Raw genomic sequence first — 13,812 nt, 5'->3', positions numbered from 1 at the left:
AGATCGACACAGCAGGGGGTTCATCCATGCGAAAGTCCTTACGTGGCAGGCGGATCGTCGCCGTCGGCACGCTCGTCGCGCTGCTCGCCGCCACCACGGCGGCACCCGCGCTCGCCGCCACGGCGGATCCGGTGCGGCACGGCCTCGACGTCCTCACGACGCAGGACGGCGTGCCCGGCGCCGAAGCCGTCATCCAGGACGGCCACCGGACGCGGGTCGTGCGCAGCGGCACCGGCGACGTCACCACCGGGAAGCCGTTCCCGCGCAACGGTTCCTTCCGCGCGGGCAGCGTCACGAAGTCGTTCGTCGCCACCGTCGTGCTGCAGCTCGTCGCGGAAGGCCGGGTGAAACTGGACGCGCCGGTCGAGCGGTACCTGCCGGGCCTGCTCCCGGACCGGCGGATCACCGTGCGGCAGCTGCTCCAGCACACCAGCGGGCTGTACAACTACACCGACGACCTGGCACTGAACGATCCGGAGACACTGCGCCACCGCGGCGCGGACCCGGCCGAGCTGGTGGCGATGGCGCTGAAGCACCCGGCGCTGTTCCCGCCCGGCACGAAGTGGTCGTACTCCAACACCGGCTACATCGTCGCGGGGATGATCGTCTCGCGCGTGACCGGGCACGATCCGGACGTCGAGATCGCCCGCCGGATCACCCGGCCGCTGGGGCTGCGTGACACCTACCTGCCCCGCCGCGGCGACGAGAAGCTGCCCGCGCCGCACGCCGTCGGCTACGCGCCGATCGGCGGCAAGCTGGTCGACTTCAGCGACTACGACGCGACGATCGCGGGCGCGGCGGGCGGGCTGGTCTCGACGCCGTCCGACCTCGACCGGTTCTACGGCGCGCTCCTGGGCGGGCGGCTGCTGCGCCCGGCCGAGCTGGCGGAGATGCAGCGCACGGTCCCGGCCGACGAGCTGGGCATCCCGGGCGCTCGCTACGGCCTCGGGCTGGGCAGCATCCCCGTGTCCTGCGGCCTCTTCTGGGGCCACGAAGGCGGGATCCCCGGCTTCACGAACCTCGCCGGGGCCGGCCCGGACGGCCGCCGCGTGTCGGTGGTGCTGAACCAGCAGCCGGTGCCGCCCGCGGCGAACCAGCACCTGCTCGCCGCCACCGACACCGCGGTCTGTCCTGGCCAGTAGGCCCGGAACTGTCGGTGCCTGCCGGTAGCGTGGAAAACGGGGGGGGGCACCCCCGCGGGCTTGCTCAGGGCAGCAGGTCGAGGACCTCGGTCCACGGGCGCCGGACGTCGAGCCGGTGCAGCGTCACCCCGGCGCCCGCGAGGGTGTCGAGGTGGCGCTGCCACGCCGGGTGGTGCACCCGGGTGTCGTGGATCTGGTAGGCCACGACGATCGTGATCCCGGGCGCGCCGAGCACGTCGCCGAGAACGGTCAGGGCCTGGTTGTCGGCGATGCCGAGGGCGAGCTTGGCGACCGAGTTCGCCGACGCCGGGGCGAAGAGGAACACGTCCGGGTCCGGGTGCGGCCGCGGTTCCCCCGGCAGCCGGGAGACGCTGCGGACCGGCAGGTCGGTGCCCGCGGCGACGGCGTCGAGCCCGCCGGCCGCCTCGAGCCAGCGGTACGCGGCCGGCGTCAGCGTGACCGCCGGCCGCCAGCCGCGCGCCGCGGCGGGTGCCACCAGCTCGGCGGCGAACCGGACGTCCAGCCCGCCGCACGAGCTGCCGACCAGCCCGAGGTCCCTCACGGTTTGCGCAGGACCGCGCAGAACATCGCGTCCGTGCCGTGGCGGTGCGGCCACAGCTGCACGTACGGACCGTCGCCGAGCTCCGGCACGCCCGGGAAGAGTTCGCGGGAGTCCAGGATCTCGGCCTTGAGCCGCCGGGCCGTCTCCGCGAAGACGCCTTCGGTCTCGGCCAGGTGCGGCGAGCAGACGACGTAGGTGAGCGCGCCGCCGGGCCGCAGCAGGTCGTAGGCCGCGGTGAGCAGCTCGCCCTGCAGCTTCGTGAGGTCCGCGACGTCGGACGGCTGACGGCGCCAGCGCGCCTCCGGCCGCCGCCGCAGCGCGCCGAGCCCGCTGCACGGCGCGTCGACCAGAATGCGGTCGTACCCCGGCTCCAGGCCACTTTCGCGGCCGTCGGCGACGTGGACAGTGACGGGCAGGCCGCTCGTGGCCTTCTCGACGAGCTTCGCGCGGTGCGGCGCCTTCTCGACGGCGTCCACGGTGGCCCCGCTCATCGCGGCCAGCGCGCCGAGCAGCGCGGCCTTGCCGCCGGGACCGGCGCACAGGTCGAGCCAGCGCTCGTCGGAGCCTTCGAGGGGCACCTTCGTCGCGGCGATCGCGCAGAGCTGGCTGCCCTCGTCCTGCACCGCGGCGAGCCGTTCGCGGACCGGTTCGACGTCGGCCGGGTCGCCGGCCCCGGCGGGCAGGCGCACGCCGTAGGGCGAATAGGGCGCCGGGTCGCCGCCGGTGATCGCGGCGAGCTCGTCGGCGCTGATCTCACCCGGGCGGCCGACGAGGTGCACCTCGGGACGCGCGTCGTCGGCTTCCAGGGCGGCCTTGAGGCCGGCACCCTTGTCGCCCAGCGCTTCGGCGAACGACCGCGCGATCCAGCGCGGGTGCGCGGTCCGCAGCGCGTAGGCCCCGATCGGGTCGGCGACTTCGTCCGGCGCCACCTCGTCCAGCCAGGTCGATTCGTCCTTTTCGGACACCTTACGCAGGATGGCGTTCGCGAAACCCGTGGCCCACGAACCGGCTTCCGCGCGCACGAGGTCCACAGTGGACGTCACGGCGGCGTGCTCGGGGATGCGTGTGCGCAGCAGCTGGTAGACGCCGAGGCGCAGCGCGTCGAGCACCGCGGGATCGGTCTTGGCCAGCGGGCGCTCGGCGCACGACTCGATGATCGCGTCGAGCAGGCCCTGCGCCCGCGCCGTGCCGTACGTCAGCTCGGTGGCCAGCGCCGCGTCCCGGCCGGTGATCCGCCGCTCGCGCAGCAGGTCCGGCAGGACCAGGTTGGCGTAGGCGTCCTTCGTCCGGACAGCCGCGAGGACGTCGTAGGCGGCCTGCCGGGCGGGGTCCACCTCCGGCGGGCGGCGCGGCCCCTCCTTGCGCGGTGCCGGGCGGCCCCGCTGCGGCCGTGACGGGCGTCGTTCCCTGTTGTCGTTCACCGGAGGCGCTCTCCTTGGTCGATCCTCGTACCGCGCGCCCAGTCGGTGGCCGCCATCCGTTTCTTGCCGGGTGCCTGGACTTCGCCGAGCCGCAGCGGCTTCGTCGCCGTCCCGACCAGCACCCGTTTGCGTTCGACCACGATCTCGCCCGGCGGCGGGCCGGGTTCGTCGAGCACCGTGACCGGGCCGAGCTTGAACCGTTCCCCGCGGAACTCGGCCCACGCGCCCGGCTCCGGGGTGACCGACCGGATCTGCCGGTCGACCGCCGACGCCGGGTCGGCGAAGGACACCCGCGCGTCCTCGACCGTCACCTTCGGCGCGTAGCTGACCCCTTCGGCGGGCTGTTCCCGCGCGACCAGGCTGCCGTCGGCCAGACCGTCCATCGTGGACAGCAGCAGCTTGGCCCCGGACTCGGCGAGCCGCCCGAGCAGCACACCCGCCGTGTCGGTGCCCCCGATGGTCTCGGTGACGACACCGTAGACCGGGCCCGCGTCCAGCTCCTTGACGATCCGGAAGGTCGACGCGCCGGTGATCTCGTCCCCGGCCCGGATGGCGGCCTGCACCGGGGCGGCGCCCCGCCACGCCGGCAGCAGCGAGAAGTGCAGGTTGACCCAGCCCAGCCGCGGAATGTCGAGCGCGGCCTGCGGCAGCAGCGCCCCGTAGGCGACGACCGGGCAGGCGTCCGGCGCGAGCTCGGTGAGCCGGGCGAGGAAGGCGGGGTCACCGGCCCGAGCGGGAGTGAGGACTTCGATGCCGTGGTCATCGGCGAGCGCCCCGACGGGCGACCGGACGACCCGCCGGCCGCGCCCGGCCTGCGCATCGGGCCGGGTGACAACGGCAACGACCTCGTGCCGGCCGGAGTCGAGCAGGGCGCGCAGGGCGGGAACCGCCGGTTCGGGGGTGCCGGCGAAGACGAGCTTCATCGGCCCACCCCCGGCGGGAGCAGGGTTTCAGGTGGCTGGAACATCGAGGCTGAGTCTAGAAGGCCCCGGTGCGCCGGGCGCGCCAGTGCCCCGATGCGCCGGTCCGCAGGTCAGGCCGGGTGCCCACGCCCGGGCCGGGACGTGGACTCGGCACGCTCATCGCGGGTTGTCCACAGCCCGGCCGTGATGTGGACAACCCGCCCCCGGCGGCGGCCGTTCCCGGCTTTCGTCGGGGGCCGACGATAGACTGGACAAGGGCACGCCCCCCAGGGCGGGTGGGGGCCGCGTTGGGCCTCCGCTACCAGTTCGCCGGGTACACCACCTGGGCCGCCCCTTGACCACGCCGGACCGGTTCCGCCGCCGCCAGCCAGCGGCCGTCGCGCAGGCGCTCCACTCCCGTTGCCGCGCCGATCTCCGCGGGCGCTGTCGAGAAGCCCTGGCCGCGGGCCTTCAGCACCGCCGTCTCGGGCTGGTCGAGGAACGCCTGCTCCACCTGGGCCGCCGCCGAGTTGCGCTGCGACGCGCGTGGTGCCGCGATGGCGTCCTCCAGCGACAGGCCGCGGTCGATCCGGCCGAGCAGCACCTGCAGCGTGGTCGTGATGATCGACGCGCCGCCCGGCGAGCCGGTGGCGAAGAACGGCCGTCCGTCCTTGAGCACGATCGTCGGCGCCATCGACGAGCGCGGCCGCTTGCCCGGGCCGGGCAGGTTCGGGTCGGGCACGCCCGGCGTCACCGGCGTGAACGAGAAGTCGGTCAGCTCGTTGTTGAGCAGGAACCCGCGGCCCGGCACGACGATGCCGCTGCCGCCCTCCTGCTCGATCGTCAGCGTGTAGGCGACGACGTTGCCCCACTTGTCGGCGACCGTGAGGTGCGTGGTGTTCTCACCCTCGTACGGCGTCGGCGCGGCGGTCGCGCCCGCAGCGCACGGAGCCGGCCGCCGGGGGTCGGCCGGGGCGACCGGGCTGGTCGCGGCCTTGTCCTTCGAGATCAGGCACGCCCGCGTGTCGGCGAAGCGCTGGCTCAGGAGCTCCCTGGCGGGCACGTCGATGAAGGCCGGGTCGCCGATCCAGCGGTTGCGGTCGGCGAAGGCGAACCGCGTCGACTCCAGGAAGTACTGCAGGTAGTCGGCCTTGCTCGCGTTCTTGAGGTCGAAGTTCTCGAGGATGTTGAGCGCCTCGCCGACGGTGAGCCCGCCCGAGGACGGCGCCGGCATGCCGTAGACGTCGAGCCCCTGGTAGGTCGCGTGGGTCGGGCGGCGCTCGATCACGTCGTAGGCGGCGAGGTCGGCGGTGGTGAGCTTGCCGGGCCGCACGTTCAGCGGCGAGGCCGGGTCCTTCGGCGGCTGCTGGACCGTCTTCGCGATGTCCGCGCCGATCGGGCCGTCGTAGAGCGCGCCGACGCCGCGGCGTTCGAGCTGCGCGTACGTCGCGGCCAGGTCGGGGTTCTTGAAGACGGTCCCGGGCGCCGGGGGCGCGCCGTCCGGCAGGTACAGCGACCGCGTCGACGGGAACGCCGAGAACCGCGCGGCGTTGTTCGCGATCTGCGTCTGGAACGTCTTGTCGACGACGAACCCGGTGCGGGCCAGGTTCTCCGCGGGCTTCAGCGTCTTCGCCAGCGACCGCGTCCCCCACTTGCGCAGGGCTTCGGCCCACGTCGCGGGCGTGCCGGGCACGCCGACGCTGAGGCCGCTGGTGACCGCGTCGCTGAACGGCAGCGGCTGGCCGTTCTCGACGAACAGGTTCGCGTCGGCGGTCTTCGGCGCGGTCTCGCGGCCGTCCAGGGTGTGCACCTGGTGGGTCTTCGCGTCGTAGTAGACGAAGAACCCGCCGCCGCCGACGCCGGCGGAGAACGGATCGGTGACCCCGAGCGTGGCGGCGACCGCGACGGCCGCGTCGACGGCGTTCCCGCCGTCGCGCAGGACCTGGGTGCCGATCGCGGTGGCGTCGGCGTCGATGCTGGCCACGGCACCGCCGAAACCGGCGGCGACCGGCGACTTCGGCGTGGGGGTGGCGGCTGAAGCGGGTCCGGCCGCGACGGTCGTGACGAGCGCGGCCGTGGCGGCGATGACGAGGGTGCGACTCCGGTGCGCGGACATGCGGGCGAGTCTGCCCTTTGCCCCAAGCGGCTTCAAGTCGCCAACCGACTAATGCCCCTACGCGGATCGCGGGCGAACCGGAAGACTCGGCGCCGGAGGTCGTCCACGACGTGGAGGGAAACCCGTGCGCTTTTCCGCCCTGCTCCCGCTGCTCGCCGCCGTGCCGGTGTTCGCGTTCCCCGGGGTCGCCGCGGCCACGCCACCGCGGGCCTGCTTCGACACAGCCGTTCCGCTGACCGTGGAGGAACAGCGGCTGACCGCGACGATGCCGGCCGGCGGACCCGCCGTCGGCCCCGAACTCGTCCGGCTCGCCGGGCTCGCCCCGTTCGTCGCCGAGGTGAAGCACGATCTCTGCGCGGCGCGCACCCCGAGGCGGGCCGAACGCGTCGTCACGCAGGCCGGTGACCGCCTGTGGCGGACGGCCGTCGACCGCGCCCAGGGCCGCCGTCCCGACCTCGGCACGCTCGACCGCTTCGACGACCGGCCGCTGTACTGGGCGAGGCTGCAGCTCAGCAGCGCGGTGCGGCAGTGGGCGCCGTCCTTCTCGTTGCCAGACCGCCATTCAATGCTGTCGGCGTTCGACCGCGGCTCGCGCGGCCTCGACGACGTCCGCTTCCCGGCCGGCAAGACGCGGCGGGTCATGGTGAGCGGGTTCGACCCCTTCCAGCTCGACGGCACCGGCGTCCGGATCTCGAACCCGGCCGGGGCGTCGGCGCTGCAGCTCGACGGGCGGGTCCTCGACACGCCGTCCGGCCCGGCCGTGGTGCAGGCGGTGAGCTTTCCGGTCGTGTGGGGGTATTTCGACGAGGGCATCGTGGAAGCGGCGTACGGCTCGGCACTGCGCGACCGCGCGCGGCGCCCGGACGTACTGATGACGATCAGCCAGGGCCGTCCCGGCCGGTTCGACGTCGAACGCTGGGCCGGCGCCTGGCGCGGCGGCTTCCCGGACAACAACAACGTCTCGGTGACCGGTGGCGTGCCGCCGGCCGCGGGCTGGCCGCAGCCGGACGTCCAGTTCATCGAGACGACGCTGCCGTACTCGCGGATGCTCGGAGTGACCGGCGCTTACCCGGTGAACTTCAACCAGGCGTTCTGCGTGTGGCCGGATCCGGCGCACCCGGGCCAGGGAACGACGGTGTGCCGCTCGGACGCCCCGGCTCCGGGCGAGATCGCGGCCTCCGGCGGCGGTGGGAACTACCTGTCGAACGAGTCCATGTTCCGCAGCAACCGCGTCCGCCTCGGCCTGGGGCTGACGTCGGTGGCGGGCGGGCACCTGCACACCCCGGTGCTGGGCCAGCCCACGGACCCGGCGGCGCTGACGGACGCGGACTTCGAGGCCCGCCGCCAGGCGATCACCGCCCAGGTGATCACCCTGGCAACAGCCGCGGCCGCCGGCCCGGACTCCGGAACTCCACGCCAGGCAACGGAATCCCCGCGGGCGGCGGTGGAGTCCCTGCCGGGCACGGTCCTGCCCCGCTGACGCCGTGTCGTCCCTTCAATCACGAGTGATGCCCCTCCAATCACGCCAGTTCCGTCTTCCGTCACGCGAATTCGGGGTTCCCGCACACGAGATCCGGGTGCGGGAACGGGAATCACCCGTGATCGAGCGGGCATCACGTGTGATTGAAGGGGGATCACTCGTGATTCGGGGGTCGACACGCGTGATTGAAGGGACGACACGACTCCGTTAGATGAGGTCGAGGGGGTCGAGCTGGATGCGGATCGGTTCCGTGGCCTTCTTCGCGTCGCGGCGGGCCGCCGCCGCGTGGATCGAGGCCGCCAGGGCCTTGCCTTCCGCCCGGGAGACGCGGACCAGCGCTCGCTCGCGCTCCGCGTTGCCCTCCTCGTCCGGCTCGCCCAGCGGGACCGGGCCCAGGACCTCGCCGGAGTCCGGGAGCGGCAGGTCGTCGAGGAAGCCCGCCACCGCGGCCGGGCTGCCCTCCACGCTCGCCATGCGCATCGCCGGCGGGAAGCCCAGCTCGCGGCGCTCCGCCAGCTCCTGGCCCGCGTGCCACGCCGGGTCCCAGCGGACCAGGGCCTGCACCACCGCCATCCCCGCCTCGGCGCCGACGATCACGCGTCCGCCGGAGGATGCCGGGCGGACCAGGGCCGCCGCCGCCATCCAGCGGCGCAGGGTCTCTTCGCCCGCCCGCAGGTCCTGACGTCCCAGCAGGGCCCAGCCGTCGAGCAGCAGCGCCGCACCGTAGCCGCCCTCCGCCACCGGTTCCGCGCCCGGGGTGCACACCACCAGCGCCGGTTTGCCCGGGACCGATTCCAGGACCTCCGCCGCCCCGGACGTGCGGACCGGGATGCCCGGGAACGCGCGGCCCAGCTCTTCCGCCGTCCGCTTCGCGCCGACGATCACCGCGCGCAGCCGGACCGAACCGCACGCCGTGCAGCGGAACGCTGTTTCCGGGACGCCGCACCAGTGGCACGCCGGAGGTTTCGGCTGCCCGTCGATCGTGCCGCCCGGCAGGGAGAGGGGCCCCGCGCACCGACGGCAGTGCGCCGGGGTGCGGCAGTTCCCGCAGGCCAGACCGGGCACGTACCCGCGCCGCGGCACCTGGACCAGTGTCGGGAAGCCGGCCGAGAACGCCTGCCGCGCGGCCTCGAACGCCACCGCCGGCAGGCGCGCCACCCGGGCGGCCTCGTCGCGGGCGACGTCGAAGTCCTCGCCGACCGGCGTGACGCGGGGAGCCGAAGACCGCAGCGTCGCGCGGTCCGCGAGCACCGGTGCGGCCCAGCCCGACTCGACCAGCAGCTGGGCTTCGGCCGTCCGGGCGAACCCGCCGGCCAGCAGTGACGCCTTCGCCGCGTGTGCGCGGTCCATCAGCACGTCCCGGACGTGCGGGTACGGCGCGTGCTGGTCGAGGTGCAGGTCGTCGCCGTCGTCCCAGACGGCGAACAGGCCCGGGTCGTGGACCGGCGCGAACATCGCCGCCCGCGTCCCGACGACCACCCGCACCGAACCACGCAGCACGGCCAGCCAGCGCCGGTACCGCTCGGCGGGCCCGAGCCCGGCGATGAGCGCCACCACGCCGTCTTCGCCCACCAAAGCCGCGCACGCGTCGTACACCCGGGTCAGGTCACGGTGGTCCGGCACCACCAGCACGGCCCCGCGGCCCGAAGCGGCCACGGTCGCCGCCGCTTCGGCCAGCCGGCGCGGCCAGTCCTCGCCCGGCAGGGCCTGCCAGACGGCGTTGGCGGGCTTGCCCTCGGCGAGGGCCTCCAGGAACGCCGGGCCACGCTGGTACCGCGCCCACGCCGTCGTGTCCGGTGCGGAAGGGGCCGCCGCGGGGGCGAGCGGCGGTTCGCCCTCGGCCTTGGCGTGCCGGGGCGGGATCGCCAGGCGCAGGACGTCCGACAGCGTGCCGCCGTAGCGGTCGGCGACCGCCCGGCAGACCGCGTGCAGCGACGGCGGCAGCACCGGCTCGGGCGAGGTCACGCGGTCGAGGAACGCCAGCTTGCTGCCGTAGTCGCTGGTCTCGCCGCGTTCGATCAGGTAGCCGTCGACCAGCTGCCCGGCGAACCGGACGCGCACCCGGCAGCCGGGCACGGCCGTCTCGTGCAGTTTCTCCGGCACCAGGTAGTCGAAGGTGCGGTCGAGGTGGGCCAGCGGGATGTCGACGACGATCCGCGCGACCGGCCGCTCGGGCGCGGGCTGCTGGGCGCCCTTCGCCTTCTCCCCCGGCTTCGGCGCCTTCTTCCGGGCACGCGAGGGGGCCGCCTTCGGCGAAGACGGCTTCTCCGGGAGGTCCCAGAGGGCAGCGGGCTCGGAGCTACTCACCCCGTGATCTCTACCAGACCCCTCCGACAACCCCGACGCCAGAACGCCGTGAAGGCCACCTTGAGGAACTTGGAGTTCCTCAAGGTGGCCTTCACGAACTTGCGGATCAGGCTCCCGCGGCCGCCTTCAGGGCCTCGGCGCGGGCCGTGCTCTCCCAGGGGAGGTCCAGCTCGGGACGGCCGAAGTGGCCGTAGGCGGCGGTGGGGGCGTAGATCGGGCGCAGCAGGTCGAGGTCGCGGATGATCGCGGCCGGCCGCAGGTCGAAGACCTCGTTGATGGCCTGCTGGATCTTCGACGGGTCGACGTTCTCGGTGCCGAAGGTCTCGACGAACAGGCCGACCGGAGCCGCCTTGCCGATGGCGTACGCGACCTGCACCTCGACGCGGCCGGCGAGCCCCGCGGCGACGACGTTCTTCGCCACCCAGCGCATCGCGTACGCCGCGGAACGGTCGACCTTGGACGGGTCCTTGCCGGAGAACGCGCCACCACCGTGGCGGGCCATGCCGCCGTAGGTGTCGACGATGATCTTGCGGCCGGTCAGCCCGGCGTCGCCCATCGGGCCGCCGATGACGAACCGGCCGGTCGGGTTGACCAGCAGGCGCGCCTTCGCGGTGTCGATGCCCAGGCTCTCGATCTCCGGGCCGACGACGTGCTCCTTGACGTCGACGCTGAGCATCTTCTCCAGGTCGATGCCGTCGGCGTGCTGGGAGGACACCACGACGGTGTCGAGGCGCACCGGCTGGTCGCCGGCGTACTCGATGGTCACCTGGGTCTTGCCGTCCGGGCGCAGGTACGGCAGCACGCCGTCCTTGCGGACCGCGGTCAGCCGCTTCGAGAGCCGGTGGGCCAGCGCGATCGGCAGCGGCATCAGCTCGGGCGTGTCCGAGCAGGCGTAGCCGAACATCAGGCCCTGGTCGCCGGCGCCCTGGCGGTTGATCTCGTCTTCGTCCGATTCGACGCGCGATTCGTACGCGGTGTCGACACCCTGCGCGATGTCGGGCGACTGCGAGCCGATCGCGACGTTGACGCCGCAGGAGTTGCCGTCGAAACCCTTGGCCGAGGAGTCGTAGCCGATCTTGAGGATGACGTCGCGGACGATCGTCGGGATGTCGGCGTACGCCTCGGTGGTCACCTCGCCCGCCACGTGTACCTGGCCGGTGGTGATCAGGGTTTCGACAGCGACGCGGCTGCGCGGGTCCTTCGACAGCAGGCCGTCGAGGATCGAGTCGCTGATGGCGTCGCAGATCTTGTCGGGGTGCCCTTCGGTCACCGACTCCGAGGTGAACAATCTGCTGGTAGACGCGGTCACGGTGGCCGTCACTTCCTCACCTAGTCGTCGGATGCCCTGCAAGTTAGGGACCCCTTACCTGTGCAAGCGTACTGACTATCGCTCGGGAGGCGGTCAACGCTTCATGAACCTCACAACAGCGTCCCACAATGTGGACGCCAGTTCGGCCTTCGCGCCGAGCGGGATGGCGATTTCGGTCCCGTCGGAGCCGAGCAGCCAGCCCGAGTTGTCCTCCGTGCCGAACGCCTTGCCGTCACCGACCGCGTTGACCACCAGCAGGTCGGCACCCTTGCGCTTGAGCTTGACGCGGGCGTGGTCGAGGACGCTGCCGTGCTCGTCCCCGGTCTCCGCGGCGAAGCCGACGACGACCTGGCCCGGCCGCCGGTTCCGCACCAGCTCGGCGAGGATGTCGGCGTTGCGGTCCAGGGTGATCACGGGGTCCGGCTGGTCGTCGGACTTCTTGATCTTGTGCTCGGCCCGGTTCGCCGGCCGGAAGTCGGCGACGGCGGCGGCCATCACGACGACGTCGGCGGCTTCGGACGCGGCGTGCACCGCCTGGCGCAGCTCCTCGGCGGTCGAAACGTGCTCGACGGCCGCGCCCGCCGGGTCCGGCAGCGCGACCGTGTGCGCGGTGACCAGGGTGACCTCGGCGCCGCGCTGGGCGGCGACGCGGGCCAGCGCGTAGCCCTGCTTGCCGGACGAGCGGTTGCCCAGGTAGCGGACGGGGTCCAGCGGCTCGCGCGTGCCGCCCGCGGACACGACCACGCGGACACCCTCGAGGTCGCGCGGCAGGGCTTCCGGGCGGGCCAGCAGCAGCCGGGCGAGGTCGACGATTTCGGCCGGGTTCGCGAGACGCCCCTTGCCGGTGTCGGCGCCGGTCAACCGGCCCGAATCGGGCTCGGTGACGATCAGGCCGCGCGAGCGCAGCAGGGCCACGTTGTCGCGGGTCGCCGGGTGCTCCCACATCTCCGTGTGCATCGCCGGGAAGAAGGCGACCGGGCACCGGGCAGTGAGCAGGGTGGTGGTCAGCAGGTCGTCGGCGAGGCCGTGGGCGGCCTTCGCGAGGAGGTTCGCCGTGGCCGGGACGACCAGGACGAGGTCCGCCTCCTTGCCGACGCGGACGTGCTGCACCTCGGGTACCTCGGTGAACACGCCCGTGTGCACGGGATGCCCGGAAAGGGCTTCGAAGGTCGCCGCGCCGACGAAGTTCAACGCGGCTTCGGTGGGGACCACGCGGACGTCGTGACCGGACTCGGTCAGCCCGCGCAGCACCTCACAGGCCTTGTAGGCGGCGATGCCGCCGCCCACGCCCAGGACAACGCGGGGTTTACTCACCCTCGGTGTGCTCGAGCAGGCCGCCGTGGATCTCGCGCAGCGCGATCGAGAGCGGCTTCTCGCGCGGGCCCGGCTCGACGAGCGGGCCGACGTACTCGAGCAGGCCCTCGCCCAGCTGGGCGTAGTAGTCGTTGATCTGGCGGGCACGCTTGGCCGAGTAGATCACCAGCGCGTACTTCGAGCTGACCTTCTCGAGCAGGTCGTCGATCGGCGGGTTGGTGATGCCCTCGAGCTCTTCGTGCAGGGTCGCCTGAGTCGTCACTCGTGGTGCTCCGAATCATTGGGATTACCGGCGGCAAGCTGCGCACCGGTAATCAAGTTTAGCAAGTGCTCGGCGGCCTCCCGCACGTCGGCGTTGACGAGGCGGTGGTCGAACTCGCCCGCCGCGGCCAGCTCACGCTCCGCTTCGGCCAGCCGGGCCTTCACCGCGGCCTCGTTTTCGGTGCCGCGCCCGGTGAGCCTGCCCACCAGTTCGTCCCAGGACGGCGGCATCAGCATCACCAGCCGGGCCTCGGGCATCGCCACGCGGACCTGGCGGGCGCCCTGCAGTTCGATCTCCAGGACGGCCGGGCGGCCCTCGGCGAGGGCCTTCTCGACCGGCTCGCGCGGGGTGCCGTAGCGGTTGCCGGCGAACTCGGCCCATTCCAGCAGCCGGCCGTCGGCGACCATCGCGTCGAACTCCGCGCGGTCGACGAAGTGGTAGTGCGCCCCGTCGACTTCGCCGGGGCGCGGCTTACGCGTGGTGACCGAGACGCTGAAGTAGATCTCCGGCTCCAGCTTCCGCAGTACGCCCACCACGCTCGACTTCCCGACCCCCGAAGGCCCCGAGACGACGGTGAGCCGGTGCCGGGAGAGATCCCCCGCCACCGGCTCACTGCCGCGGTCGGCGCCCCGGCTTGCCGGGTAGTCCTGACCGACGCCGCTCACTCGCCGCTGAACTCGGCCAGCAGCGCCTTGCGCTGCCGGTCGCCGAGGCCGCGCAGCCGTCGGCTGGGGGCGATCTCCAGTCGTTCCATGGTCTGCTGGGCGCGGACCTTGCCGACGCCCGGAAGCGCCTCGAGCAGAGCCGAGACCTTCATCTTGCCGAGGACTTCGTTCTCCTCGGCCTGCTTCAGCACGTCGACCAGAGTGGTACCGCCCCGCTTCAGCCGCTCCTTCAGCTCAGCACGGATGCGGCGGGCGGCGGCGGCCTTCTCCAGCGCCGCAGCGCGCTGTTCCTCTGTCAGCTGGGGAAGTGCCACGTTTTCCTCCGGTAGTTC

Annotated in this window: 12 protein-coding genes; 2 read left to right on the top strand and 10 right to left on the bottom strand. The window is 73.2% G+C overall.

Features of this window, described 5'->3' with window-relative positions; translation table 11 throughout:
* Nucleotides 1-26 precede the first annotated feature (26 nt).
* A complete protein-coding gene (locus A3CE_RS0137470; protein WP_020645236.1) occupies nucleotides 27-1,142 on the top strand; it encodes a serine hydrolase domain-containing protein in 1,116 nt (371 codons plus the stop codon).
* A 64-nt stretch (nucleotides 1,143-1,206) separates the two neighbouring features.
* Here A3CE_RS0137470 and A3CE_RS0137465 read toward each other — a convergent pair whose 3' ends face one another.
* The 4 genes from A3CE_RS0137465 to ggt all read right to left on the bottom strand — a co-directional run bounded on the left by A3CE_RS0137465 (nucleotide 1,207) and on the right by ggt (nucleotide 6,143).
* Nucleotides 1,207-1,704, bottom strand: a complete 498-nt coding sequence (locus tag A3CE_RS0137465) for a flavoprotein (protein ID WP_020645235.1) — start codon at nucleotides 1,702-1,704, stop codon at nucleotides 1,207-1,209.
* Nucleotides 1,701-3,125 (bottom strand): RsmB/NOP family class I SAM-dependent RNA methyltransferase, encoded by a 1,425-nt coding sequence (locus A3CE_RS0137460; RefSeq protein ID WP_026469232.1) that lies wholly within the window; start codon nucleotides 3,123-3,125, stop codon nucleotides 1,701-1,703. Before A3CE_RS0137460 ends, A3CE_RS0137465 begins: the two co-directional genes overlap by 4 nt.
* Entirely contained in the window at nucleotides 3,122-4,048 is a 927-nt protein-coding gene (gene fmt / locus A3CE_RS0137455) for a methionyl-tRNA formyltransferase (protein ID WP_020645233.1), read from the bottom strand. The genes A3CE_RS0137460 and fmt overlap by 4 nt, the downstream gene beginning before the upstream one ends.
* 298 nt (nucleotides 4,049-4,346) lie before the next feature.
* On the bottom strand, nucleotides 4,347-6,143 hold the full coding sequence (gene ggt, locus A3CE_RS0137450) for a gamma-glutamyltransferase (protein ID WP_020645232.1): 1,797 nt from the start codon (nucleotides 6,141-6,143) through the stop codon (nucleotides 4,347-4,349).
* Nucleotides 6,144-6,267: 124 nt separating this feature from the next.
* Between ggt and A3CE_RS0137445 the strand changes: the two genes are divergently transcribed.
* On the top strand, nucleotides 6,268-7,623 hold the full coding sequence (locus A3CE_RS0137445) for a C15 family peptidase (protein ID WP_020645231.1): 1,356 nt from the start codon (nucleotides 6,268-6,270) through the stop codon (nucleotides 7,621-7,623).
* Nucleotides 7,624-7,830: 207 nt separating this feature from the next.
* Here A3CE_RS0137445 and A3CE_RS0137440 read toward each other — a convergent pair whose 3' ends face one another.
* The 6 genes from A3CE_RS0137440 to mihF all read right to left on the bottom strand — a co-directional run bounded on the left by A3CE_RS0137440 (nucleotide 7,831) and on the right by mihF (nucleotide 13,794).
* Nucleotides 7,831-9,930, bottom strand: coding sequence for a primosomal protein N' (locus tag A3CE_RS0137440; RefSeq protein WP_020645230.1), 2,100 nt, complete (start codon nucleotides 9,928-9,930; stop codon nucleotides 7,831-7,833).
* A 106-nt stretch (nucleotides 9,931-10,036) separates the two neighbouring features.
* Complete coding sequence (metK, locus tag A3CE_RS0137435) at nucleotides 10,037-11,239, bottom strand: methionine adenosyltransferase (RefSeq protein ID WP_026469231.1); 1,203 nt, start codon at nucleotides 11,237-11,239, stop codon at nucleotides 10,037-10,039.
* Between the two features lie 93 nt (nucleotides 11,240-11,332).
* Nucleotides 11,333-12,553 (bottom strand): bifunctional phosphopantothenoylcysteine decarboxylase/phosphopantothenate--cysteine ligase CoaBC, encoded by a 1,221-nt coding sequence (gene coaBC / locus A3CE_RS0137430; RefSeq protein WP_169524039.1) that lies wholly within the window; start codon nucleotides 12,551-12,553, stop codon nucleotides 11,333-11,335.
* Nucleotides 12,546-12,815, bottom strand: coding sequence for a DNA-directed RNA polymerase subunit omega (gene rpoZ / locus A3CE_RS0137425; RefSeq protein WP_005152353.1), 270 nt, complete (start codon nucleotides 12,813-12,815; stop codon nucleotides 12,546-12,548). The genes coaBC and rpoZ overlap by 8 nt, the downstream gene beginning before the upstream one ends.
* Nucleotides 12,812-13,480, bottom strand: a complete 669-nt coding sequence (gmk, locus tag A3CE_RS0137420; RefSeq protein ID WP_020645227.1) for a guanylate kinase — start codon at nucleotides 13,478-13,480, stop codon at nucleotides 12,812-12,814. Before gmk ends, rpoZ begins: the two co-directional genes overlap by 4 nt.
* A complete protein-coding gene (mihF, locus tag A3CE_RS0137415; protein ID WP_003096398.1) occupies nucleotides 13,477-13,794 on the bottom strand; it encodes an integration host factor, actinobacterial type in 318 nt (105 codons plus the stop codon). The genes gmk and mihF overlap by 4 nt, the downstream gene beginning before the upstream one ends.
* Between the last annotated feature and the right edge of the window lie 18 nt (nucleotides 13,795-13,812).

The organism is Amycolatopsis balhimycina FH 1894 (genome assembly GCF_000384295.1).
Taxonomy (GTDB): domain Bacteria; phylum Actinomycetota; class Actinomycetes; order Mycobacteriales; family Pseudonocardiaceae; genus Amycolatopsis; species Amycolatopsis balhimycina.
The sequence above is the reverse complement of the archived record's forward strand: the minus strand, read 5'-3'. Positions and strand labels throughout refer to the sequence as shown.

Coding starts and splice junctions, on each gene's coding strand:
- A3CE_RS0137470 (WP_020645236.1), top strand. CDS start 27: ATGCGAAAGTCCTTACGTGGCAGGCGGATCGTCGCCGTCGGCACGCTC.
- fmt (WP_020645233.1), bottom strand. CDS start 4,048: ATGAAGCTCGTCTTCGCCGGCACCCCCGAACCGGCGGTTCCCGCCCTG.
- ggt (WP_020645232.1), bottom strand. CDS start 6,143: ATGTCCGCGCACCGGAGTCGCACCCTCGTCATCGCCGCCACGGCCGCG.